The 24,422-nt window shown below is 43.1% G+C and carries 23 protein-coding genes and 1 pseudogene; 18 read left to right on the forward strand and 6 right to left on the reverse strand.

All coding sequences use genetic code 11. The features are described from left to right. Positions 1 to 235 precede the first annotated feature (235 nt). The 4 genes and pseudogenes from ASE42_RS02315 (at position 236) to ASE42_RS02330 (ending at position 4,235) form a co-directional block, all read left to right on the forward strand. A complete protein-coding gene (locus tag ASE42_RS02315; RefSeq protein WP_056765516.1) occupies positions 236 to 1,081 on the forward strand; it encodes a biotin/lipoate A/B protein ligase family protein in 846 nt (281 codons plus the stop codon). 40 nt (positions 1,082 to 1,121) lie between these two features. Beyond that, a pseudogene (locus tag ASE42_RS02320) lies at positions 1,122 to 1,609 on the forward strand (tetratricopeptide repeat protein). 119 nt (positions 1,610 to 1,728) lie between these two features. Next, on the forward strand, positions 1,729 to 4,005 hold the full coding sequence (locus ASE42_RS02325; protein ID WP_056765519.1) for a glycosyltransferase: 2,277 nt from the start codon (positions 1,729 to 1,731) through the stop codon (positions 4,003 to 4,005). Then, complete coding sequence (locus ASE42_RS02330) at positions 4,002 to 4,235, forward strand: DUF5970 family protein (protein ID WP_024426379.1); 234 nt, start codon at positions 4,002 to 4,004, stop codon at positions 4,233 to 4,235. Before ASE42_RS02325 ends, ASE42_RS02330 begins: the two co-directional genes overlap by 4 nt. A gap of 34 nt (positions 4,236 to 4,269) precedes the next feature. Here the strand turns inward: ASE42_RS02330 and ASE42_RS02335 are convergent, their stop codons facing one another. Beyond that, the gene (locus tag ASE42_RS02335) at positions 4,270 to 5,079 is read right to left on the reverse strand and encodes an RsfA family transcriptional regulator (RefSeq protein ID WP_024423774.1); all 810 of its coding nucleotides are present in this window, start codon (positions 5,077 to 5,079) and stop codon (positions 4,270 to 4,272) included. Positions 5,080 to 5,321: 242 nt separating this feature from the next. On the opposite strand from ASE42_RS02335, the gene ASE42_RS02340 reads away from it, so the two are divergent. The 4 genes from ASE42_RS02340 to ASE42_RS02355 all read left to right on the forward strand — a co-directional run bounded on the left by ASE42_RS02340 (position 5,322) and on the right by ASE42_RS02355 (position 8,583). Continuing rightward, positions 5,322 to 5,543 carry a DUF1450 domain-containing protein gene (locus tag ASE42_RS02340; RefSeq protein WP_003215259.1) on the forward strand — a complete coding sequence of 74 codons (222 nt, stop codon included), beginning with the start codon at positions 5,322 to 5,324 and terminating at the stop codon, positions 5,541 to 5,543. Positions 5,544 to 5,713: 170 nt separating this feature from the next. After that, on the forward strand, positions 5,714 to 7,015 hold the full coding sequence (locus ASE42_RS02345) for an HD domain-containing protein (protein WP_007497716.1): 1,302 nt from the start codon (positions 5,714 to 5,716) through the stop codon (positions 7,013 to 7,015). A gap of 30 nt (positions 7,016 to 7,045) precedes the next feature. Continuing rightward, positions 7,046 to 7,546 carry a YwgA family protein gene (locus ASE42_RS02350; protein WP_024426378.1) on the forward strand — a complete coding sequence of 167 codons (501 nt, stop codon included), beginning with the start codon at positions 7,046 to 7,048 and terminating at the stop codon, positions 7,544 to 7,546. Between the two features lie 224 nt (positions 7,547 to 7,770). Beyond that, positions 7,771 to 8,583, forward strand: a complete 813-nt coding sequence (locus ASE42_RS02355) for a zinc-dependent metalloprotease (RefSeq protein ID WP_024426367.1) — start codon at positions 7,771 to 7,773, stop codon at positions 8,581 to 8,583. Between the two features lie 49 nt (positions 8,584 to 8,632). On the opposite strand, the gene ASE42_RS02360 is transcribed toward ASE42_RS02355, so the two are convergent. Beyond that, on the reverse strand, positions 8,633 to 8,818 hold the full coding sequence (locus tag ASE42_RS02360) for a 2-hydroxymuconate tautomerase (protein WP_012011601.1): 186 nt from the start codon (positions 8,816 to 8,818) through the stop codon (positions 8,633 to 8,635). Between the two features lie 113 nt (positions 8,819 to 8,931). Between ASE42_RS02360 and ASE42_RS02365 the strand changes: the two genes are divergently transcribed. Both ASE42_RS02365 and ASE42_RS02370 read left to right on the forward strand, forming a co-directional pair. Beyond that, positions 8,932 to 9,588, forward strand: coding sequence for a site-2 protease family protein (locus tag ASE42_RS02365; protein ID WP_024423770.1), 657 nt, complete (start codon positions 8,932 to 8,934; stop codon positions 9,586 to 9,588). Positions 9,589 to 9,600: 12 nt separating this feature from the next. Beyond that, positions 9,601 to 10,119 (forward strand): YwhD family protein, encoded by a 519-nt coding sequence (locus ASE42_RS02370; protein WP_024423769.1) that lies wholly within the window; start codon positions 9,601 to 9,603, stop codon positions 10,117 to 10,119. Between the two features lie 124 nt (positions 10,120 to 10,243). Here ASE42_RS02370 and ASE42_RS02375 read toward each other — a convergent pair whose 3' ends face one another. After that, on the reverse strand, positions 10,244 to 12,313 hold the full coding sequence (locus ASE42_RS02375; protein WP_056765528.1) for a transglycosylase domain-containing protein: 2,070 nt from the start codon (positions 12,311 to 12,313) through the stop codon (positions 10,244 to 10,246). A 224-nt stretch (positions 12,314 to 12,537) separates the two neighbouring features. On the opposite strand from ASE42_RS02375, the gene speE reads away from it, so the two are divergent. From speE to argS, 5 genes are all read left to right on the forward strand, one after another. Next, a complete protein-coding gene (gene speE / locus ASE42_RS02380; RefSeq protein ID WP_056765530.1) occupies positions 12,538 to 13,368 on the forward strand; it encodes a spermidine synthase in 831 nt (276 codons plus the stop codon). Between the two features lie 69 nt (positions 13,369 to 13,437). Continuing rightward, positions 13,438 to 14,310, forward strand: a complete 873-nt coding sequence (gene speB / locus ASE42_RS02385; RefSeq protein ID WP_056765532.1) for an agmatinase — start codon at positions 13,438 to 13,440, stop codon at positions 14,308 to 14,310. 78 nt (positions 14,311 to 14,388) lie between these two features. Further along, positions 14,389 to 14,736, forward strand: a complete 348-nt coding sequence (locus tag ASE42_RS02390) for a hypothetical protein (protein WP_056765535.1) — start codon at positions 14,389 to 14,391, stop codon at positions 14,734 to 14,736. Positions 14,737 to 14,860: 124 nt separating this feature from the next. Then, positions 14,861 to 15,283 carry a DUF1934 domain-containing protein gene (locus ASE42_RS02395; RefSeq protein ID WP_056765538.1) on the forward strand — a complete coding sequence of 141 codons (423 nt, stop codon included), beginning with the start codon at positions 14,861 to 14,863 and terminating at the stop codon, positions 15,281 to 15,283. Beyond that, the gene (gene argS / locus ASE42_RS02400) at positions 15,280 to 16,953 is read left to right on the forward strand and encodes an arginine--tRNA ligase (RefSeq protein ID WP_034281247.1); all 1,674 of its coding nucleotides are present in this window, start codon (positions 15,280 to 15,282) and stop codon (positions 16,951 to 16,953) included. The genes ASE42_RS02395 and argS overlap by 4 nt, the downstream gene beginning before the upstream one ends. Before the next feature lie 295 nt (positions 16,954 to 17,248). On the opposite strand, the gene ASE42_RS02405 is transcribed toward argS, so the two are convergent. Beyond that, positions 17,249 to 18,220 carry a S66 peptidase family protein gene (locus ASE42_RS02405; protein ID WP_056765541.1) on the reverse strand — a complete coding sequence of 324 codons (972 nt, stop codon included), beginning with the start codon at positions 18,218 to 18,220 and terminating at the stop codon, positions 17,249 to 17,251. 137 nt (positions 18,221 to 18,357) lie between these two features. Between ASE42_RS02405 and cls the strand changes: the two genes are divergently transcribed. The 3 genes from cls (at position 18,358) to ASE42_RS02420 (ending at position 22,898) form a co-directional block, all read left to right on the forward strand. Further along, positions 18,358 to 19,875, forward strand: a complete 1,518-nt coding sequence (cls, locus tag ASE42_RS02410) for a cardiolipin synthase (RefSeq protein ID WP_414730815.1) — start codon at positions 18,358 to 18,360, stop codon at positions 19,873 to 19,875. Between the two features lie 105 nt (positions 19,876 to 19,980). Beyond that, positions 19,981 to 21,696 (forward strand): ABC transporter ATP-binding protein, encoded by a 1,716-nt coding sequence (locus tag ASE42_RS02415; protein ID WP_056766823.1) that lies wholly within the window; start codon positions 19,981 to 19,983, stop codon positions 21,694 to 21,696. A 203-nt stretch (positions 21,697 to 21,899) separates the two neighbouring features. Beyond that, the gene (locus ASE42_RS02420; protein ID WP_056765543.1) at positions 21,900 to 22,898 is read left to right on the forward strand and encodes a S66 peptidase family protein; all 999 of its coding nucleotides are present in this window, start codon (positions 21,900 to 21,902) and stop codon (positions 22,896 to 22,898) included. 229 nt (positions 22,899 to 23,127) lie between these two features. On the opposite strand, the gene ASE42_RS02425 is transcribed toward ASE42_RS02420, so the two are convergent. Then, a complete protein-coding gene (locus tag ASE42_RS02425) occupies positions 23,128 to 23,382 on the reverse strand; it encodes a hypothetical protein (protein WP_056765544.1) in 255 nt (84 codons plus the stop codon). A 73-nt stretch (positions 23,383 to 23,455) separates the two neighbouring features. Next, on the reverse strand, positions 23,456 to 24,418 hold the full coding sequence (uvsE, locus tag ASE42_RS02430) for a UV DNA damage repair endonuclease UvsE (RefSeq protein ID WP_056765545.1): 963 nt from the start codon (positions 24,416 to 24,418) through the stop codon (positions 23,456 to 23,458). Positions 24,419 to 24,422 lie beyond the last annotated feature (4 nt).

Raw genomic sequence — 24,422 nt, forward strand, 5'->3', positions numbered from 1 at the left:
AAAGGAGATGATCACATTGCCTTGGAATACATGGATCACTGCTTGTCTCGTAGTTGTGATACCCATCGTTTTAGTTTTCTCTGTATATTTCATCATGAAAAGCAAGAACAAGAAAACCAAATCATCCAACTGAAACGCTCTGTGACGCCAAATGTTATGGAGCTTTTTTGCATTCTCCCCCCATTCATCCCATGTTATAATAAACACAGTTTATGAACGAGAGGATATGCAGGAGATGAAAAATGAACCTATTGAGTTACTGACACAGCCGAAATGGCGGATTATCGATCAGTCGAGTCTTGGTCTTTATGTGGACCCGAAGCAATCCTTTGCGATGGATGATACGCTTTGCGCGTCGGTGGGGAAGGGCCTTTCACCAGCGACAGCCCGTTCTTGGGTGCATCACAATACGATTGTGCTTGGGATTCAGGATACAAGACTTCCATTTCTCCAAGATGGCGTAAAGCTGCTTGAGGAAGAGGGATATCGTGTGATTGTGCGCAACTCAGGCGGTCTTGCTGTGGTGCTGGATGAAGGTGTACTGAATGTGTCTTTAATTTTTGCGGAACAAAAGAAGGGCATTGATATTGACCGCGGGTATGATGCGATGGTGGAATTGATCCGCCGGATGCTGTCTATGTATAATGTGGACATTGAAGCCTATGAAATAGTCGGCTCTTATTGTCCAGGCAGCTACGATTTAAGTATCAATGGAAAGAAATTTGCAGGCATTTCTCAGCGTAGATTACGCGGTGGGGTCGCTGTGCAAATTTATTTGTGTGCAGATGGAAGCGGGCGTGAACGTGCCGACTTGATCCGCCGTTTTTATGACGCTGCCTTAAAGGATAAACAGCAAGAAGTAAAGGCAGTATTTCCTGACATACAGCCGGATACGATGGCATCCTTATCAGAATTAATCGGTGAACCGATTGATTGTACGCTTCTTATGCGTTTATTACTAGAGGAGCTTCAAAAGCTTAGTAATCAGCTGACAGCCTCGGGCCTGAATGCAGAAGAACAGCTGGAATTTGAGAAAAACATGACGCGGATGATTGAGCGGAATGAAAAGGTGTTTTCGTAAACATCAGCCTTTTCATCTTGAAAAGAGTAGAGGTGAAGTGATGGAAACAAAGCTTGAAAAAGCCATTGAACTTCGAAAAAGTGGACATCTTTAAGAATCAAATGAAATGCTGTCTCATCTTGCAAAGGAGTATCCAGACGATGCCTCTATTCATTATCAATGTGTGCCTTGAGTTATGACCTGTTAGGAGAGGAAAGGCAAGCTGTCTTTTTTTATGAAAGGGCCATTGAGTTAGGATTGTCTTCAGAAGAACTAGAAGACGCTTTACTAGGGTTAGGAAGTACATACAGAACTTTAGGAGAATACGAAAAGTCAAAACAGATATTCCTAAAAGGGATGGAAACTTATCCGGACAACAAAGCCATTCAAACGTTCTATGCCATGACTTTGTATAATTTAAAGGAACACAGTAAAGCGATGGAAATATTACTGAACTGTTTAACTGAAACGACAAAAGATCCTGCTATTTTAAGTTATCGAAAAGCGATTGATTTTTATTCAAATCAGTTAGATACATTGTGGAAATAATATATTGATTTGGCTGCTTGAATAGGTTTGGAGGGGCAATCTTATGAAAGAATCCCCTCCTTTGTTATGGAATTTGATATGTGATAGTCATTTATGGCGTAAGAAAGAAGGTAAATTTGTTGTCATTATTCACCACGTATTACCCGCTGTTGATGCTTTGTGTTTTGTCTGTGTTGTATGTGATGTATCGTATTCAGCCGATGGCCTCTACTGTTAAAAAAATCATCATTGTGCTCTGTGTGTTAACAAATGCCGCCTATATTTGCTGGCGTCTCTTCTTTACACTGCCGCATGAAGGTACATTTAATATAATAATGGGCATCTTGCTTGTTGCCTGTGAATGTATTGGATTTTTACAGCTGCTTGTGTTTTATACACTTGTTTGGAAGCCTTCAAATCGGAAACAAGTCACGATCAGTGATCTGGACAGGCTGCCAACAGTTGATATTTTCATAGCTACATATAATGAACCGATTGAAGTGCTGAAACGCACGGTGGCAGGCTGTTTGAATCTGTCTTATCCAAAAGGCAGCGTCCACATTTATTTATGTGATGATGGCAAGAGGGAGTCTGTGGAGCAGCTTGCATCTGAGTTTGGCGTTCATTATCTGACAAGAACAGATAACAAGTTTGCTAAGGCGGGTAATTTAAACCATGCGATGTCTCAAACGAATGGGGAGCTGATTCTCACACTTGATGCTGATATGGTCCCCCTTCCTGCCTTTTTAGAAAAGACAGTGCCTTACTTTCATGATGGAGCGACTGCGTTTGTTCAAGTTCCACAGGCGTTTTATAACGAAGACCCTTTCCAATATAATATGTTCTCGAAGGATCGAATTCCAAATGAACAGGACTTCTTCATGCAAACCCTCCAGGCTGGTAAGGATCGGTTCAATGCGGTGATGTATGTCGGGAGTAATACTGTATTTAGAAGAACGGCCTTAGAGGAAATTGGCGGTTTTGCTACTGGAGTGATTACAGAAGACATGGCGACCGGAATGCTTCTCCAAGGGAAGTTCAAATCTGTGTCTGTCGGAGAAGTATTGGCCGTCGGTCTCGCACCTGAAAGCTGGCTTGACTTGTTAAAGCAGAGAGACCGGTGGTCGAGAGGGAACATTCAGTGCGCCCGTAAGTTTAATCCATTGAAGGTTCGCGGCTTAACGCTTATGCAGCGAGTTCTTTATTTAGATGGCATTGTGTATTGGTTTAACGGTTTGTTTAAAATGATTTACATTCTTACACCAATATTGTTTTTATTATTTGGTATTCAAAGTTTCTGGGCCGATTTCCAGTCCATTTTTATGTTTTGGCTGCCGGCGTTCTTTAGTTCGTATTTAGCGTTTAAACTGGTGTCGAATCAAAAAAGAAGTATGTTTTGGAGTCATATTTACGAAAGCTCTATGGCATTCCACTTGGCTGGTGTAGCTTTAAGTGAGCTGTTTTTGAAGAAGAGGGTTGAATTCCTTGTCACGCCGAAGGGAATTCAAACGGACAAGAGACATTTTCATTTGAAAACGATGATTCCTCATTTGATCTTCTTGCTGCTCTCATTGCTTGTCCTTGTGAAAATAGGATACGATATGAAGGTAAATGGGACGATGAATGCTGATCTCACGTTGATTAATATTTTTTGGGTGCTTTACAACGGTGCAGGTCTATTCATGGCACTGATTGTGGCGTTTGATCGTCCGCGTTATCGAAAATCAGAGCGGTTTGTCATAGAAAAAGAGGGGCAGCTCTGTTCTGATCGTCAAGAAGAATCGATTGCTTGTTTTCTACTAGACATGAGTGATTCAGGTGCGCGTCTATCCATTCCACTTGATCAAGCTTCTTCTTTAAATCAAGGGCAAATGCAATTGTTCTTTTCAGAGGATCAAAGTGTGGCGTGTGATGTGGTTTGGAGCCATCCAGATGGAGACAAGCTGATGGTTGGTGTTGCTTTTACTGATACAGAAAAATCAGAGTACCTATCATTGATCCGTTTCTTATTCACACGAGAGCATGTATCGATAACGGATCGTGAGAAAAAATCCTATGCTGTTCGGACATTTCTCCGCTTTATAAGAGAAACGGAGAAAGTACCAAGGGCCTTGCGGCGCAAATGGGTGAGAAGACCGTTGCAAAGCGTGACAGGCACGCTGTCCTATGAGGGCCGGTTAGAAGAGAAGGTGCCGGTGAACATACATGATATTAGTGTATCTGGGTGCAAAATCGAGTCTGAAGCTTCAATTGAATTACATGAGAAAGTGCTGATCACCATTGACACAGAATCTCTCACTGATCAGCCGGCGATTGCAGTCTGGACATCACAAAAACGCGGCCGCACAATGGCCGGACTCAAGTTTGTTCAGCCTGAAATCAAGCAGATAGAAGAAAGAGAGGGAGTGGTTTCTTGAAATCCAAAAACGGCGGTTACCTCTATTTACTATGGCTTCCTGTCATCATGGGAGCCGGCTACGGCATTTCGCTTTTAGTGCCATTTCTTCAGCCTGTCCTGACACTTGGCATCGCAGGTCTTTATATTTTTATGTTTGGTGATTTTCAGGTAAGGCAGGTCAGATATATTTTTATGTTTGTGTTTTTGATCAATGTCCTTTTTAGTGTGATGCTATTTTTGGGCATTTAAAAAAAGTGCTTCCCGAGGCGGGGAGCACTTTTTGTTATTCTGCCATTTTTTCGAGGTTGCCGTTCCGGTCCATTTTAAAGGTTGGTGCGGCACTATCGTCCTCTTCAAACAAAACTAGTTTTCTTGCACGGTTCATGATTTTCACGAGTGTTTCATAATCTTCTTGAATCGTGAGCTGATCCTTTTCAAGCTTCTTCACTTCAGCTTCTAGCTGCGAGACTTTATGAGAAAGCTCATTGTTTTCTCGTTTTAAGCGGCTGTTTTCCATACGTAAGGCAGTGGATTGCTGACCATCGCCTTCATAACGGCGTAAGAAATCAATGATATCGTCGATGGTTAATTCTTGATGCTGCCTAAATGGATTTGCTTCCGGCTTTTTCTCTGCGGTATTTGGGGCAGGAGCAGCCTGTGACAATAAATGTGATAAACTAGCTAACTCTTCATTGTAGCTTTGATCCACAAACTGAAGCTGTTCAGCAGTTTCAGCTGCTGGTGCAAATGTTTCTTCCTTTGCTGGCTCCAGTTCCTGTGAGAATTCCTCTTGAGTGACCGTTTCTTCTACTTGCGGCTGATAAAGTAATCGTTTTTTCGCTGGCTGTCCATTACCAAGTGCACGCATCCGTTGTTTTCGCTGTTTTTTGGCAAGTGCCAGCGCTTTTTCATATTGATGTCTGACGACAGCGTTCCATCTAAATCCGCATGCCGCTGAGGTGCGGTTCAGCTTGTCTCCAACTTCTTCAAACGCATTTAGTTGCGTGCTGCCCTCTCTGACGTGACGTAAGACGGTTTCTGCCAGGAGGAGATCATTTTCCTCTGACCAAGCATCTTGTCTTTGTTTTGACATGTGTTTAAACCCCCATATGATTTGATGGTATTAGATTAGCCAAGTTCAAGAAGGTTTATACAAGTTTGCTAAAAGGATAGTGGAAAATACTAGCTTTTATGTAAGCGGATGATGGGGGCAGCAAAGCGTCTTGCAAGTCCAGCCGCTTCGATGTACAATGTTGGGTGGTATATTATTCATGATTGGCTGTCCAACTGTTTCATATAGAATGAAGTATCATCATTGAAAGGAAGCGTAAGACCATGGCTAATGAGTTTCGCGTATGTGACGATTGTGATGCGACGAACCTAAAGACGTTATTGCCTCGACTCAAATCGGTTGACCCTGATGCAAAAATTGAGATCGGCTGTCAATCCTATTGTGGTCCAGGACGAAAAAAGGCTTTTGCGTTTGTGAACAATCGCCCATTATCCGCACCAACAGAAGATGAATTACTTGAAAAGGTTCAAAAAAAAGTCAAATAAATGTCACTGAATGTGTTCAGTCGACCTAAAAAGAGGTCCGTCCCTGTCAGGTCGGGCTTTTTACGTCCGTGCAATCTTTGAGAACACATTCATCAGCAAATTCAAGGATGTTTTCGGGAAAAGTTACCCGATATAATAGAAACACGTCTTAAAAAAAGAGGGACGAAACGATGGCGTATCCAAAAGGGAAATTATCTGAGGAAAAGGTATTTAAAGATCCTGTACACCGTTATGTTCACGTAAGGGATGCATTAATATGGGATTTAATAGGAACAAGAGAGTTTCAGCGCCTGAGACGAATTAAACAGCTAGGAACTACTTATTTGACGTTTCATGGTGCAGAACACAGCCGATTCAATCATTCACTCGGTGTATACGAGATTGTGAGACGAATTGTGGATGATGTGTTTAAAGGGCGGCCTGAATGGGATGAAGGGGAGCGCGAGCTTGTACTTAGTGCAGCCTTGCTTCATGACCTCGGACATGGTCCATTTTCTCATTCCTTTGAAAAGGTCTTCCACTTAGACCATGAATCGTTTACAAGAGATATTATTTTAGGGCAGACGGAAGTCAATGAAGTGCTCCGCCGGGTGAGTGATGATTTCCCGAAGCATGTGGCTGAAGTCATTGCCAAAACGTATCAAAACAAACAGGTGGTCAGTTTGATCTCAAGTCAAATTGATGCCGACCGAATGGACTATTTGCAGCGTGATGCCTACTATACAGGCGTCAGCTACGGCCACTTTGATATGGAACGTATTTTACGTGTGATGCGCCCGAGAGAAGATCAGATTGTGATGAAGCAGAGCGGGATGCATGCGGTTGAAGATTATATTATGAGCCGCTATCAAATGTACTGGCAAGTCTATTTCCACCCAGTGACACGCAGTGCGGAAGTCATTTTAACGAAAATCCTTCATCGGGCAAAAGAGCTGCATGAAACGGGTTATATTTTTACACATGCCCCCGTTCACTTTTATTCAATCTTTGAGGGGAATGTCACCACAGAGGACTATATTAAGCTGGATGAATCCATTGTCTTATTTTATTTTCAGGCGTGGGAAGATGAAGAAGATCACGTGCTGGCTGATTTGTGCCGCCGTTTTATGAACCGCCGATTGTTCCAATATACAGAGTTTAATCCAAATGAAGAAATGACGAAATATTTCAAGCTGACCGCCTTGTTCAAGGAGGCAGGAATTGATCCTGACTATTATTTAGTGGTCGATTCTTCCTCTGACTTGCCCTATGACTTCTACAGACCAGGGGAGGAAGAAGAGAGGCTGCCAATCCACCTTTTGACGCAAAGCGGTCATATTAAAGAACTGTCGAGACAGTCAGATATTGTTGACGCCATTTCCGGTAAACGAAGAACCGATCATAAACTTTATTTCCCGATGGACTTAATTGTAGATATGTCGGAAAAAGCTGAAGAAAAAAAGGCGATCATGAAGCTGCTTGGTTTGGGATAAGGAAGTACTGAAAAAGGAGATGTCGGGAATTTGTTGAAAGAGCATGCAAAGTTGATGAAGGTATTCTCTGAATCAGGGGAAATCGTTGGACGGAAGAAGCTGCAAAAGATGATTTACATAGCAAAAAAGCTAGATTTGCCTTTTTACGAGAAATACGATTTTCATTTTTATGGCCCCTATTCAGAGGAGTTGACGCTCAGAATTGAAGAGCTGTGTAACCTTGGATTCTTGGACGAAATGAAGGAAAAAAAGGGCGGATACTATCAATATCGCTATTCGCTGACGGACAATGGGAAAGAGTTTCTCGATCAGTGTGAAGTGGACATGCCTGACCTCAAAGCGCTGACGCAGCAGATGAACGAGCAATCATCCCGTTTCCTAGAGCTTGTCTCAACGATTTTATATTTTGATAACCTGCCAGAAGATGAGGTAAAGGAAAAGGTCTTCACTATTAAAAGCAAGCAGCGCTATACGGACGAAGAATTTGAGGCGGCTCTTGCTTATATTGATCAGTTGAAGGAATTGAACTAGTTGAACAAAAGCCCGACTTTTAGGGCTTTTTTTGTTTTGTAAGACCCGGACCAAAAGCGCTATTTTTCGATGAAATGTGTGCCAAAATATCCGAAAAATTAGTGAAAATGACGTAATTCGACTTTCTTCCTGTGCATCTAATTCCCTGTTTTTGACTGAATAGAAGGAAAATGGTGAATTTTCAGTGAATATATAACCTTGTGAAAAACAAAGGAGGGATAGGAATGAAAAAGCGTTCAGTCTTTTTGTCATTTTTATTGGTAGGTAGTTTGTTACCGGGGGTAAGTTCAGCTTCAGCACCAGTAGCGAGTGCAGGTCATGGGCATGATCATGGTCATGCGCCGTTCGAAACCCATATTAGTGAGGGGTTGCCAAAAGCAAAAGATTTTAAAGATTTGAAGACAGCACCTCCAATTGAACGAGATGTGACAACAAAGGTATTAGATGAGTCTGGTAAGCAGGTAGGCTCGAGAACCTTTAAGGCCAATACAGGAGATTCTATTTCAACAAAAGCAAGTACAGGCAGTCAGAAGGTCACTGTTTATGCGGTCGCTGATGCGCAGTATCGTGCGAAATATAGTGACTGGCAAACACGGATTGTCAGCATCATTGAGCAAGCAGATGTCACGTTTAACCGTGATCATGATGTGGACTTTGTCGTACAAGCAGTAGGATCTTGGACGTCTTCGGGATCAAATGCAGAGCAAATTTTGTCTAACCTTGCGCGCAGCTTTGATGGCAGAGGATATGACTTTGTCACTGGATTTACAGCAAATCCAAACTTTGATGCTGGCGGAATTGCTTATGTTTACAATAGTGCACCAAGCGGAAGTGCATTCGCCGTTAACCTTGATCAAGGAACAGCGAACACTGCAAAAGCGGCTACGCATGAATACGGTCATAACTTTGGCTTACCGCACGACCCTCAAGGAAGCGGTATTGTCTGCTTAATGAATTATGATTATTCTTACACAGTTGACTACTTTGATGCGGCTCATAAAAATCAAGTGAACCGTAATAAAGCTTGGTACAGATAAAATAAGAGACAAAAGGACAAACACCCATGTGTTTGTCCTTTTTTTATGCTTACAGGTCGCTGATGCGCTTTCCTGCTACGGCATAGTGTTCTTTTTTCATTTCTTCAATAATAACAGAGACTTTTTCTGCACCTGCGCCTGTTGTTTCTACAACGGCATCAGTGACTTTCTCCACAAGAGCTCTTTTCTGCTCGTCTGTTCTTCCTTCAAGCATTTGAACGGTGACAATCGGCATGGCGAAAACCTCCTTTTTCCTTTAATGCTACGCTTCCCTTTAGTTTAAGGGACTTCTTATAGTATACTGAATGAAGTAAATCATTGTATAGAAAGAAAGAGGGATTCATGCCTTTGAACCAATTTCTTGTTTATCCATTAGAACTTATTCCATATGTCGCCATTACGCTTGTTGTTGCATTTACGATGCACGAGCTGGCGCATGCATATGTTGCGTACCGATTCGGAGACCCGACGGCTAAGAATCAAGGGAGACTGACGCTCAATCCACTGAAGCATCTCGATGTATTCGGGACGATTTTGATCTTTGTGGCCGGGTTTGGCTGGGCGAGACCGGTACCGGTGAATCGTTACCATTTTAAAAAACCGCGCTTAGCAGGGATTTGTGTTTCCATTGCTGGGCCATTAAGTAACTTGGTGCTGGCGTTTTTGGGCTTTTTTGTGTATGTGCTTCTTCAGAAATTTGGCGGGGAGTGGATCATGCGCTTTGAGCCGGGAGTCGATAATTTCTTTTTAATCTTTATTAACTTAAACGTCATCTTGTTCCTATTTAACTTATTACCACTTCCGCCGCTGGATGGGTATCGGATTATTGAGGACGTCGTCAGCCCCCGTATCCGGGCGAAAATGACGCAATTTGAACAATATGGGATCATTATTTTTCTCATATTCGTGATCACACCGCTGGGACAGTTTGTGTTTGGTCCATTGATCGGAATGCGGGATCAAATCATACACTGGTTTAATCTTATTTTGAAGCCGCTGCTTTAGGAGGTTTAATAAATGGAAGGTAAAAAGAAGAAACCAATTGGTTTTAACATTATTAAAAAAACAGATGCAACCGACGGACATGGAGGCTTTGGGGCAGGTGCCCTCAGCCTTGATAATATCTCGCCAGTCATCATTGATGTAGAGGAAAAGGAAGCTGTCATTGATATTGGTGCCATGCATGCAAGAAGTGCCGTCGAAAAAGGAATTAAATTTTTGAAAACAAAAGAAGAAGTGCCGAACGGAAAACCGTATTGGCTTGTATGGGTGACGATTGACCGCAGAGAAGAAGGGCCTTATTATGCAGGTGTGACGGCTTGTGAAATGACCGTTGACCGTTCGATCCGCCGAGGGTATAAGTCACTTCCAGAGCATGTGAATTTAATGGATAAATCGATGAAGCGAAAAATTGTCGTGAGTCATATGGATGACGTATCCAAAAAGGTGCTGGCTGATTTCTTAAAAGGTCATAACCAAGCGCTATGGGACGCATCAACAGATGAATTAAAAGAAGGATTGGCTGTCCCTGAATAATTGTGAAATTTTTGTGAAGATTGGCGGATGTCTACCAATTCTCTCCGGTTTTTGAGTAAACTGGTGTTAAAGCTAGGACATGGAGAATCCCGAGATGCAGATCTCGGGGTTTTTCATGTCTTTTTTAACGTTTCAGCCACTTTTCCCACCATTTCTTTGGCTTTTGATCTTGAACAGGTTCCTGCTCTGAGGCTTTGTCTTCAGCACCATAGCAGACACCTGTCGGCTCCGTTCCTTCTATAAAATACGTGAATACCTTTGATTCACATCCTGGACCTGCGAGGTCGCCGGTTTTTGGATTAATATATACCCCTTTGACACCGTCTGGCGGCATGAAGGAGGAGGCTGGCTGCTTCGAGAGGGCTGATTCCATAAAGGAAGCCCATATTTTTTTCGCATAGGCTGTTTCTTCGACTGAATCAATGGTGCGGCCTTTATCATAGCCAGTCCATACACCTGTGACGAGCTGGGGAGAGAAGCCGATCATCCAGCTGTCGGCGCCTGTAGTCCCGGACTTTCCTCCGTACGTTCTTGTAAGGTCCTTCATAATAGTGCGGCCAGTGACACTTGTATAGCCGTTTAATTGATCATTGAACATGCCTGACATCATGTCGGTGGTGACAAATGCTGCTTTTTCATCGAGGATTTGTTCTCGTTTTTGTTTCTCTTCAAAAAGCACATTGCCTTTTGCGTCGGTTACTTTCGTAATAAAGGTTGGTTTAACGCGTTTTCCGCCATTGACCAGCATGGCGTAAGCATTGGTCATTTCAATGGGTTTCACAGGAGACGTGCCCAGAGCAAGAGAGGGTACTTGATCTAGTTTCTCCTTGATTCCAAATGTCTTGCCAGCACGTACAAGCTGTTCCATTCCTAAAAATAGATGGGTTTTCACAGCGTAAATATTATCAGACAGTGCTAAAGCTTGAAGCATTGTAATGCCGTCATTGGCGTAATAGCCGTGATAATTGCTTGGTGAATAAGCGGCATCGCTGCCTTGATCATCCAGTTCAAACACCGTTTCCTCACTGCGCATGACGGTTGCGGGTGTAAACCCGTTTTGCAAGGCAATGTAATAAAGAAGGGGTTTCATGGTTGAACCGGGCTGCCTTTTTGCTTGTGTCACCCGATTGAATGGACTTTTCTCATAATCTCTCCCGCCTATGAGGGCAAGTACATGCCCTGTTTGGGGATGGATGGCAGCAAAGCCAATTTGGATTTCTGATTTGGAATTCATCGTGTTTTTTAACGTCTTTTCTGCGATTTTCTGTAATTCTGGATTGAGAGTCGTTTGGATATGAAGCCCATAGGTTTCAATCTGTTCCTCAGTTAACCCCAAACTTTGTTTCAACTCTCGAATCACATCGTCATAAAAATACGGGGCTTGCTTTGCTTGCAGCTGCTTCTTTCGCAAAGGGCGATAGGACAGTTTTTCTTTCGCAGCGTCATCGGCTGCTTTTTTCGTAATCATGCCATCCTCTTGCATTTGCCTCAGAATCATATTCTTTCTTGCGCTGGCTTTCTCCTCATTCACATAAGGGGAATAGAGCGAAGGCCCCTTTGGGATACCGGCAAGCAGGGCAGATTCAGCGAGGGTTAAATTTTTCGCCTTTTTCCCAAAATACAGACGGGACGCTGCTTCCACGCCGTACGCTCCGTGACCATAATAAATGGTGTTCAAGTATCCTTCTAAAATCTCATCTTTTGTATAGTTTTGTTCTAAACGAATCGTGTAAAAGGCTTCATTCCACTTCCGCTTCCACGTTTTATCATGATCTAAATAAAGGTTTCGTGCATATTGCTGGGTGATCGTGCTGGCACCTTGCACTTTTGCCATGGCACGAATATCGGCCACCGCAGCACCTGCCATCCGTTTCACATCAAAGCCATGATGCTCATAAAAGGTTTTATCTTCAACAGCGACAACTGCCTGTCTGATATGAGGAGACATCTCCTTTAATGGCACCCAATATCTCTTTTCTCCAAAGCTGGATTCTCCAAGCTTTGAGCCATCGGCTGCATAAATGGTCGTGGATTGGGGAACTTGAACAGAAGGGGCACCTTGCCATTTAGCTATTAATAGAATCGTCAAAAAGACGGTGCCTGCAAATAGAAACGCGAGCAAGCCGATAAAAAAACAGGCTCGAATCGTTTTCACGGTCATGCGGATTTTTTTATTACTCATGATTGTGTCCATGCAAAGCCCCCATTTTGACGGTTTTTTATCAGTATGGAACAAAGAAAACCGTTTTAAACAAGCGATTGCAGGAGCGCTTTAAAAAATGAAGAGAACTCATGCGGTTCTTTACAATTTGATATGAATCCACTATACTTTTTTCTTGGACAATCGATATAGTCAAAGCCGATAAAAGGCGCTAACAATAGATGTTTGTTTATTATTGGATGAGAGGAAGATGAACAATGAGCGAACTTTGGTATACAGAGAAGCAAACGAAGAATTTTGGTATTACATTGAAGGTGAACAAAACCCTTCACACAGAACAAACAGACTTTCAGCATTTAGAAATGGTGGAAACAGAAGAGTTTGGTAATATGCTGTTTTTAGACGGCATGGTGATGACGTCTGAGAAAGATGAGTTTGTATACCACGAAATGGTGGCACATGTTCCTCTTTTCACTCATCCAAACCCGGAAAATGTTCTTGTTGTAGGCGGAGGAGACGGCGGTGTCATTCGTGAAATCCTCAAACACTCAAGTGTGAAAAAAGCGACACTTGTTGATATTGACGGAAAGGTCATCGAATACTCGAAGAAATTCCTTCCTTCTATCGCTGGAAAACTAGACGATCCTCGTGTAGATGTCAAAGTCGGAGACGGTTTTATGCACATTGCTGAAGCTGACAACGAGTATGATGTCATCATGGTTGACTCTACTGAGCCAGTTGGACCAGCCGTGAACCTGTTCTCTAAAGGATTTTACGCAGGAATTGCAAAAGCACTCAAAGAAGACGGTATTTTCGTTGCACAAACGGACAACCCTTGGTTCACACCTGAGCTGATTACAAATGTACAGCGTGATGTAAAAGAAATTTTCCCAATTACAAAGCTTTACACAGCGAATATTCCAACGTATCCAAGCGGTCTTTGGACATTCACCATCGGTTCTAAAAAATATGATCCACTTGCTGTAGAAGACAGCCGTTTCTTTGATATTGAGACGAAATATTACACAAAAGAATTGCACAAAGCGGCATTCGTTCTGCCGAAATTTGTGAGCGACTTAATCAAATAAATCAAGCGAAATGGACATGCGCAAATGACGGTTTGCGCATTTTTTGAAGCGTAAAAGGAGGAATCTTGCATGAGATTCGATGAGGCTTATTCAGGAAAAGTGTTTATTGGAAGTCATCCGACATGGGAAGAGGCAAAGGTCATTTTATACGGCATGCCGATGGACTGGACAGTCAGTTACCGCCCAGGTTCACGTTTCGGTCCGAACCGCATTCGTGAAGTATCGATCGGTTTAGAGGAATACAGCCCTTATTTAGATCGTGAACTGCACGAGGTGCCATTCTTCGATGCGGGTGACATCCCACTTCCTTTTGGGAATGCACAAAAGAGCTTAGATTTAATTGAAGAGTATGTCGACAGCATTTTAGAAAAAGGAAAGTTTCCATTAGGAATGGGCGGCGAGCATCTCGTGTCTTGGCCGGTTTTCCGTGCGATGTATAAGAAATATCCTGATTTGGCAATTATCCATATGGACGCACATACGGATCTTCGTGAGGAATATGAGGGTGAGCCGCTTTCACATTCAACACCGATTCGTAAAGTTGCAGGACTGATTGGACCTGAAAATGTATTTTCTTTCGGTATCCGTTCTGGAATGAAAGAAGAATTTGAATGGGCAAAAGAAGCGGGTATGCATATTTCTAAATTTGAAGTGCTGGAGCCATTGAAGCAAGTATTGCCAAAGCTAAAAGGGCGTCCAGTATATGTGACGATCGATATTGATGTACTTGACCCAGCTCATGCACCTGGTACAGGAACGGTAGATGCTGGCGGTATTACATCAAAAGAGCTGCTTGCATCCATTCATGCGATTGCAGGATCTGACGTCAAAGTCGTCGGGGCAGACCTAGTCGAGGTAGCACCTGTATATGATCACTCTGACCAAACAGCGAATACAGCGAGTAAGCTTTTACGCGAAATGCTGCTTGGATTTGTGAAATAATCAGTTGATAGAGGAGCTTGTCATCTCATATGGACAAGCTCTTTTTTTACATTGGTCAAAAAATAAAGGAGGCAGCTCATGTTTTCTTCAATATTGATGGTGTTCCTCGCTTTATGTGTGTTAGCGGCAGGCTTTCTCACACTGAAACGAGAGCTCGCAGCTGATCCGCCTGTTTTTGCTTCGAAAAAGGAAGCAAAGGAAGAGATGCTGGGGCTGTTTCACGATCGAGGCTTTTTCTATCTGACGGCCATTGCGTTATTCATGCAGGTAGTATTTAAAAAGGATCAAATCGCACCATTTGATTTTTTTCAGGCATTTTTGGCAAGTTCAGGCATACAGGCTCTTTTTTACTTAATGAAAAGAAAAGACTTAGGTGTAAAGGCTGCACTTGTTGTAGTGGTTAGTTGTATTTTTCTTTTTTTCTAAAGGGATGGCTGAAGATGAAAAACGAAGTTTAATCGCCGTGAAGAAGAGAAATGATGGTATGATAGGCGATCATGATTATGGTATACTATTTTAGTTAAACGGGTCTTAGCAAAGGAAGTGCAAAATGACACAAAACCAAATTTCAATTCATGTAAAGTCAGTGATGAAACCAGAGACGGAGCCGGCTGAAACGATCGAATTCCGCACGACTGGAACGTACCAAGAGAAGAATGACAAAACGTATCTCACTTACCATGAAGAACATGAAATGGGTCAAGTAAAAACCGTTGTGAAAATGAGTGAAAAAGGAATTTTTGTGATGAGATCAGGGGCTATTCAAATGAAGCAGCGCTTTCTCATTGGAGAAACGACCGTCACACATTACACGATGCCATTCGGTACACTTCAGCTAGATGTGCACACACATGGTATTGATCTCGATGTGGACAAGGGACTGCTGCACATTACGTACGATATGCTGACAGGAGAAGATCAAAAGCATTTACATACATTATCGATTTCGTATAAGGAGGATTTACGTTCATGAATATCGCAGAACAGGTCAAAGATGCGTTAAAAGAAGAAATCATAGCGGCAGTCGTCAAAGCTGGACTTGCCGATGAAAGCCAGGTGCCAGATGTCCTTTTAGAAGTGCCGAAAGACAAAACTCACGGTGATTACTCGACCAACATGGCGATGCAGCTTGCTCGCATTGCGAAAAAAGCACCTCGTCAAATCGCAGAAGACATCGTCAATGCGTTTGATAAAGGGAAAGCTTCCATTGAAAAACTGGATATCGCAGGTCCAGGGTTCATTAACTTTTATATGAACAATCAGTATTTAACAAAGCTGATTCCAGCTGTTCTTGAAGCAAAAGAAGCTTATGGTGAAACGAATACAGGCGGCGGTCAAAAGGTGCAAGTCGAATTCGTCTCAGCCAACCCAACAGGTGACCTTCACCTTGGACATGCCCGCGGAGCAGCTGTAGGAGATTCCCTTTGCAACATCCTTGATAAAGCAGGGTTCGATGTGAGCCGTGAATACTATATCAACGATGCAGGGAATCAAATCAATAACCTCGCTTTATCTGTAGAAGTACGTTATTTTGAGGCACTCGGTCTTGAAAAAGAAATGCCTGAAGACGGCTACAGAGGAGAAGACATCAAAGGCATCGGACAAAAGCTTGCGGATGAATTTGGTGACCGTTTCGTGCATGAGCCGGAAGAAGAGCGTATGAAGTTCTTCCGTGAATACGGATTGAAATACGAATTAGAAAAATTACGTGTAGACCTTGAGAATTTCCGTGTGCCATTTGATGTATGGTATTCAGAAACCTCTTTATATGAAAACGGAAAAATCGAACCAGCGCTGGAAACACTTCGCGCTAAAGGCTATGTCTTTGAAGAAGACGGCGCAACATGGCTGCGTTCAACTGATTTTGGTGATGATAAGGACCGTGTGCTGATTAAAAAAGACGGCAGCTTCACTTACCTGCTTCCAGACATTGCATATCATAAAGACAAATTGGACAGAGGCTTTGACCAGCTCATTAACATTTGGGGAGCGGACCATCACGGCTATATTCCTCGGATGAAAGCGGCGATCCAAGCACTTGGATATCCAGCTGACAAACTGGAAGTAGAAATCATTCAGCTTGTGCATCTTTACAAAAACGGCGAAAAGATGAAGATGAGTAAGCGTACAGGAAAAGCCGTCACAATGCGTGATCTGATTGAAGAAGTCGGCTTAGATGCGACTCGTTATTTCTTTGCGATGAGAAGTGCGGCGACACATATGGACTTTGACCTAGACTTAGCGATTTCTACGTCTAACGAAAACCCTGTGTACTATGCACAATATGCGCATGCGAGAATTTGCAGCATGCTGCGTCAAGGAGAAGAAAAAGGCTACGAACCTAACCTTGAAAAAGCCGATTTCTCTCACATTCAATCGGAAAAAGAATACGATCTTCTGAAAATCATTGGCAGCTTCCCAGAAGTTGTAGCAGAAGCAGCTGAAAAGCGTATTCCGCACCGCGTGACGAACTATATTTATGACCTTGCATCAGCCCTTCACAGCTTCTACAATGCCGAGAAGGTCATTGACGCAGAAAACGAAACAAAAACAACAGCACGTCTTTCACTCATGAAAGCAACACAAATCACGCTTGCTAATGCATTAAAACTAATTGGTGTATCGGCACCGGAAAAGATGTAATGAAATGAAAGAAAGCCCCACTCTATTGAATGAGTGGGGCTTTTTCGTATAAAAAACCCGCTATCCTCAAGAGATAGCGGGTTTTGAAAATTATCCAAGCGTATTAATCATGTTAGAAATAGAATCGAATAATTGGCTAAGTACATCAGAAAACATATTTTTGCCTCCTCTCTTTTCTTTTTACATCTACTTAACGAAGGGGATGGAGGGTTGGATCACTTTTTCTAAAAAAATTTCAAAAAAGATGGCGGCATAGAAAAAAGCACCGCCTATTCGGGTGCTTTTTGGCCTTTAGTCATGAATGAATGCGCAGCTTCACGTCTCCATTTGTACACGCTAGCTGAACGTTTCCGCCAATCGGGAGGGTGAAGACGGGCTGTGTATGTCCGATATCGACATCGTAAATCACTGGGATTTGTTTGAGCATTGGGTGCTTATCTAGGATAAATCTTAAATGTTCCTCTGTCATCTTGGATTTCTTCTGAAAGCGTCCGATGATCAATCCTTTGATTGATTGTGCATGCTGCAAGAAGGAGGTAAGGTCTCTCGCGAACATTTCAGGGAACACCAGCTCATCATCCTCGACAAATAAGACCGCATCCTTTACATTCGGCATAAACGAAGTTCCTTGCAGTAAGTTCAGTGTACAAAGGTTTCCGCCAAACAAGGTGCCTTCAGCTGTTCCTTCCTGATATATTTTCCAACTCGTCGGATGAAACTGCCTGTTCGCTTGATCGAGATACCACGCGTCATCACTCCATTTTGTTGAAGGAATCACATCAAACGGTTCGCCTCCGTTCATCAAGCAAGCTTGAAACATAGCGGTCTGCTCCTCCTGTCCCTGCTCCATTTGAAAGCTTGAGAAATGGGGGCCAGAATATGTTACCATATCACATTTCGCTGTAATGGCGCTTGCAAGTGCTGTAATGTCACTATAGCCGCAAAGGACTTTAGGATGCTGTCGGATCAAGTCGTAATCAATATAAGGCAAAAGCTCATTGCAGTTGAAGCCTCCGATGGCTGTCAAAATACCATCGACCTCATCATCTGTGAACGCCTCATGCAGATCAGACAAGCGGTGTTCAATAGACGATGAGGAATGAAGGTCACATTCAAAGACGTGCTGTCCAAAAGAGACAGTGAACCCTAAAGACTCCAGACGTTTTTTCGCTTGAGAAATTCCTTCTTTTGATAAAATGCTGGCACTTCGGCTTGGGGCAATGACACGAATATGGCTGCCTTTTTTTAAAGGTGGGGGTGTATGCATAAACAAATCTTCCTTTCCATCACGTATTTCTCCATTATATCGGATCAAATAGCGCAAGTCTGTAAAGGCTAGGAAAAAGGAATGGGTCGTGCGTTTCATACAAGCTGTGTAAAGGGTATGGAAGAGAAAAAGACAGAATGAGGGCGGAGAATGTGAAAAAGAGAAGACTGGAATTTTTATTTTTATATTTTATGATCTTCGGGGCATATGTGGTGTATTGGTGGACTGTGCCGGCGTGGAGCGTTCAGCTGTACGCAGCGATTTATATCGCCATTATTTTATTTAGTATCATCTCACTCATGCTGGAGAACCGTACATCACAGCACACGCTGTTATGGATATATGTGCTGATTTTTTTCCCGATCATTGGCTATATGTTCTATCTGTTCTCAGGGCAGCTCTATGTAAAGGGTCATTTATTCAAATCAAAGAGAATGTATAACCGCGAGAAATTACGCAGAATCTCTGAGCTTGAGAGTAAGCCGAATGAGTCACGTTTAACCGATAATCAGCGTGCTTTTTTTCATTACACAGAAAAAGCAACAGGCATGCATGTGAATACAAATAGTGATATGGAGATTTTAAAGAATGGGGAGGAGACGTTTCCCCGAATTTTTGAAGAGTTAAAAAAGGCAAAATCGTTCATTCATATTGAATATTACATGTTCAAATCTGATTTCCTTGGCCACCGGATGATGGAGATTTTGATTGAAAAAGTGAAAGAAGGGGTAGAGGTCCGCTTCATATATGATGCGGCAGGCAGCATCCGCTTCTCCCGAAAAGATATTAAACGCTTGAAGCAGGCAGGGGTCAAGGTCGCTCCTTTTCTGCCTTTAAAATATGGATTCTTTAATCAAAAATTCAATTTTCGAAATCACCGAAAAATCGTCATTATTGATGGAGAGACAGGGTTTGTCGGCGGGTTAAATGTCGGCAAGGAATACGTAGGACGGGATGAAAAGATCGGCTTTTGGCGTGATACGCATGCCATGTTAAAGGGTGAGGCTGTTCAGACCCTTCACTCCGTTTTTATGCTGGACTGGGAGTATGTATCAGATGAAGTATTAATTGATGATCCGAAGTATCATACGCCGCATTCTGTGACAGGCGAGGATGTCATTCAGGTTGTACCAACTGGACCTGATATGAAAGAAAGTATGAGTGATTTATATGATGCCCTCATTTCTAATGCGAAACAATTTGTCTGGATTGCCACACCTTACTTTGTACCAAACGAATCGATTCGCACTGCGCTCAAAATCGCTGCCACAAGAGGGGTGGATGTGCGGGTGATGGTACCGGAGATCAATGACGGATTTCTCACGCAATATGCCACACGATCCTATTTTTCTGAGCTTCTAAAAGAGGGCATCAAGGTGTATCACTATCAAAAAGGGTTTATGCATCAAAAGGTGATGATCGCAGATGGAGAACTCGCCTCTGTCGGCACCGCGAATGTCGATATGAGAAGCTTTCAGCTCAATTTTGAGGTCAATGTCTTTACAGCCGCCAAAAAGCCAATTGAGCAATTGATGGCTCACTATGAGGAAGATATGAAGGAATGTGAACAAATGGGTCCTGTTCATTTTTATAAAAGAGGCTTAAAAGAGCGGTTGAAGGAATCATTTGCCCGGTTGTTTTCTGGCGTATTATGAGGATTTCCAGTCAAAGAAATCATTTCCTGATCTAGTATTTTGAAGAGGATTGCTCTATAATTGAAAATGATTATCAATTATAGAGGGAATGAGGTTCTTTTACATATGCTAAAACGCTTTTTCGCCTATTACAGGCCCTATCGCGGTCTGTTCTTTTTAGATTTCTTTTGCGCCGTCGCAGTTGGATTGATGGAACTTGGTTTCCCGCTGATCGTGAACTACTTCATTGATACATTATTACCAACAGGGAATTGGACGGTCATTGCCTGGACCGCACTTGCTCTGTTTATCATTTATGCACTCAGCTCGGTTATGCAGTTTATTGTGTCGTACTGGGGGCACATGTTAGGTATCAATATTGAAACAGATATGAGGAAGAAGCTGTTTGATCATTTTCAGCGTCTCTCATTTAAGTTCTTTGATAACAACAAAACGGGTAAGCTTATGTCTCGGATGACAAATGACCTCATGTACATTGGTGAGGTAGCTCATCACGGACCTGAGGATTTGTTTATTGCGATTATGACGATTCTTGGCGCCTTTGCTGTCATGCTGATGATTAACTGGCAGCTTGCCGTTTTAACCTTCCTGATTATGCCTGTCATCATCTGGCTTGCCCTTCATTTTAATAAGAAAATGACACATGCGATTACGCAGTTAAACAATGACATTGGAGACTTTCATGCAAGGGTAGAAAACAATATTGGCGGCATTCGTCTTGTTCAAGCCTTTGCCAACGAACATTTCGAGAAAAAGCGTTTTGCTGAAAACAACAACCGCTTTCGGAAAGCGAAGCTTCTTTCATATAAAATCATGTCGGTTAACGGCTCAATCAGTTACATTCTCACCCGTCTTGTGACACTGTTTGTCCTTCTAGCAGGGACATGGTTTGTTTTGCAGGGTCAATTAACGGCAGGTGGATTTATCGCGTTTGTTCTAATTACAAACGTCTTATTCAGACCGATTGATAAGATCAACACGGTGATTGAAATGTATCCAAAAGGAATTGCGGGCTTTAAAAGCTATGTCGACTTACTTGAAACAGAGCCAGATGTGAAGGATACAGAAGGAGCTCGTGATGTATTCGGATTGAAAGGTGAAATTGAATATCGAAACGTGACATTTGGCTACGATGAGCACAGCCATGTGTTAAAGGACATCGATCTGAAAATCAAACAAGGAGAAACTGTTGCGTTTGTCGGGCCTTCAGGAGCCGGGAAATCGACGATTTGCAGCCTGCTGCCACGTTTTTATGATGTGGATGAAGGGGAGATTACAATTGATGGTGTGAGTACAAAATCGATGACCCTGTCTTCTTTAAGACAGCAGATCGGCATTGTGCAGCAGGATGTCTTTTTATTCTCAGGCACCATTCGTGAAAACATTGCGTACGGCAACCTAGAAGCCAGCGATGCAGAGATTTGGGAGGCTGTACGTCGTGCGCATTTAGAGGAACTCGTTCAGCGTTTCCCAGAAGGATTAAATACGGTGATAGGCGAGCGCGGCGTCAAATTGTCAGGCGGTCAAAAGCAGCGCTTGTCAATTGCGCGGATGTTCCTAAAAAATCCTTCGATTCTTATTTTAGATGAAGCCACATCAGCACTTGATACAGAAACAGAAAAAGCCATACAAGATGCACTAAGCGAACTGGCTGTCGGCAGGACAACACTCGTCATTGCCCACCGCTTGGCAACAATTAAACACGCCGACCGTATCATCGTCGTGACAGAGGAAGGCATCCAAGAACAAGGCCGCCACCAAGATCTCATTCAAATGGGCGGCGTATACAGCAGACTGCATGAAGCGCAGTTTGGTCATTGATCAGCGCGTAGACAAACCCTCGCATTCGCCCGCAGTTCTGCGTGCCGGTGCTCACGAATGTCAATTCGCTCCGCTCCGGTACTCGTCCTTCCTAGGGCTGCAAAGGTTTTCTATCACGCTGAATGAAAAACAATCTGAGCCCTTTTGATAAAGGGCTTTTTTTGTTAGGATAGAAAAAACGTTTGTAGGAAGGATCTGATGGAATGAAGGGGCTTCGGCGATTACAAAAGGGCGATAAGATCGGTATTTTTTCACCTTCTAGTCCTGCATCAGCGACCTCGCCTCTTAGGTATGAGCGGGCGAAGAAGTGGCTTGAGCAAAAAGGATTCATTGTGGTTCCAGGATCATTAACAGGGAAAGAGGATTACTATCGTTCAGGTACAATTCAAGAACGAGCAGATGAGCTGAATGAGCTGATGGCTAGAGAGGACTTGGCGTGCATCATGTCAATGATTGGCGGGACGAATTCAAATAGTTTGCTGCCTTATCTTAATTTTGACCTGCTGAAACAACATCCGAAAATCATGATCGGTTATTCAGATGCGACAGCGATTCTACTAGCGGCGTACGAAAAAACGGGACTGACTGTTTTCTACGGGCCGGCGCTTGTTCCTTCTTTTGGCGAGTTTGAACCGTTTGTTAATAATACATATCAGTCATTTGAGGACATCCTGATGTCCCAACAAACCATTCCTTATCAGATTGAAAAACCGCCTTTTTGGACAGATGAACGAATCAATTGGGAAGAGAAGACGCGTGACAAAAAACAGCGTCCGAATGATTGGCTGTGCGCCATAGAGGGACAGGCAGAAGGCAGATTGATCGGCGGAAACTTGAATGCGATGTACGGCATATGGGGAAGTGAATTCATGCCAGCGGTGAAAAACGGAGACATCCTTCTCATTGAAGATTGTATGAAAACCGCGTCAGTTGTAGAAAAGAACTTCTCTTTATTGAAAGTAAATGGAGTGTTTGAACGGGTATCAGGGATTCTTTTAGGAAAACATGAGCTGTTTGATGATGAAGGAACGGGCAAAGAACCTTACGAGATTTTACTTGAGGTGCTCGGAGAGACAAAAAGACCACTCATCGCTGATTTTGACTGTGCCCATACGCACCCAATGCTTACGATGCCAATCGGGGCACAAGTGAAAATGGATGCATCCTCCAAACAAGTTTGGTTAACAAAAGAGTGGATATAGCAAAAGAGCAGCCCGCGGCTGCTCTCCCAGCATGTAGACAAACCCTCGCATTCTGTGTCAGGCCTGCGTGCCGGTGCTCACGAATGTCAAATTCGCTCCGCGCCGGTACTCGTCCTTCCTAGGCTGCAAAGGTTTACTATCACGCTGAAAAGAAGACAAAGGGCTAAAATCAACATCATTTTAGCCCTTTGTCAACCAATCTGAAAGAGCAGCCCGTGGCTGCTCTTCTTTATGAAACCTTCTCTTTTTCAAATGGCCTTAGGAGGTCTTGCGCTTTTTTCCCCTCTACGACAATTAAGTAGTCAGACTCTAAATGAGTGAGCCTGAAGGTTTCAAGCTCTACGATGTTCTTAATGCTACACATTGTTTTTTTAGAATACACATATATACGATGCTGAGCCTGCTGGCACTTTTCATAAAGAGAAATAAGCTTATGTAAATTCAACGCTTTCGCAGCGATTCGGATTGAATAGATTTGAGACATCTTCATATCCTCCTGTTAATTACTTTCTCACAATAGCTTTGTTACCCCCATTTGCACAAAGGTAAACCTTTCTTTATGATTTCCACTCAATGGTTCCTCCGCCCGTCCGCCGATTGCCCCTTATCGCAGACAGCTCTTCGACTAGACGGAGCAGAGCCTGATCCTTTAATTTTGCTTCAATCATGAAATCTACATCCAGGCCATACGGTTTTAATGCTTGAAAAAGCGGTAAGACAAAATTCATATCTACTCCATCTGCATGACTGCGTATAGCTTTTTCTGATTTAGGTGAAGACAAATGGATTTTGGGCGGAATGCCAGTGTTTATCCACGTGACGAACATTCTTGGCAGGATGTCATCGAGTGCGGCATCGTCATCTTTATTTGCCACGTGATGATGGTAATCAAAAACAAACGGAATATCATGCTTTTCACATACACTAAGCGTTTCGAGCGACGTATATGTTTTGTCATCGTTCTCAAGTGTCATTCTCGCTTTGATATGAGCTGGAAGCTGTTTGATATTTTCATCAAAGCGTTGAAGAGCCGATTCTTTATCGCCGTACGCCCCGCCTACATGAATGTTCATGTAGCCTTCCTTATCGAGCTTCATCGCCTCAAGCATCTGATAATGGTACGTCATATCGATGACGGCATTTTCTGTAATGGAAGGTTTGGGGCTAGTAAACAAGGTGAATTGATTGGGGTGAAAGCTGACCCGTAAGCCGTGCCGTTTCACCAGCTTGCCGATCTCAAGAAATTCTTTGTGAAAAGGTGTCACAAAGTCCCAGCGCACCTCTGGATGGGTCGCGAGCGGGACGATCGAGCTTGAAAAACGGTAAAGCGGGATATCATGAGCAATGGCGAAATAAAGCGTTCTTAATGTATTCACGAGATTGGCCTTCGTTGTTCGCAATAAAGCCTCTTTTCTTTCTCCCTTAGCCAGCTTGCTGTATCTAGCAAAGGTCAGCGACTTGGCAGGAGAAGCTTCCCACAAGGTGACGGCATTGGATACATAACCAAATCGATAACGCATAGGT

The organism is Bacillus sp. Root920, from assembly GCF_001429445.1.
Lineage (GTDB): Bacteria > Bacillota > Bacilli > Bacillales > Bacillaceae > Bacillus > Bacillus safensis.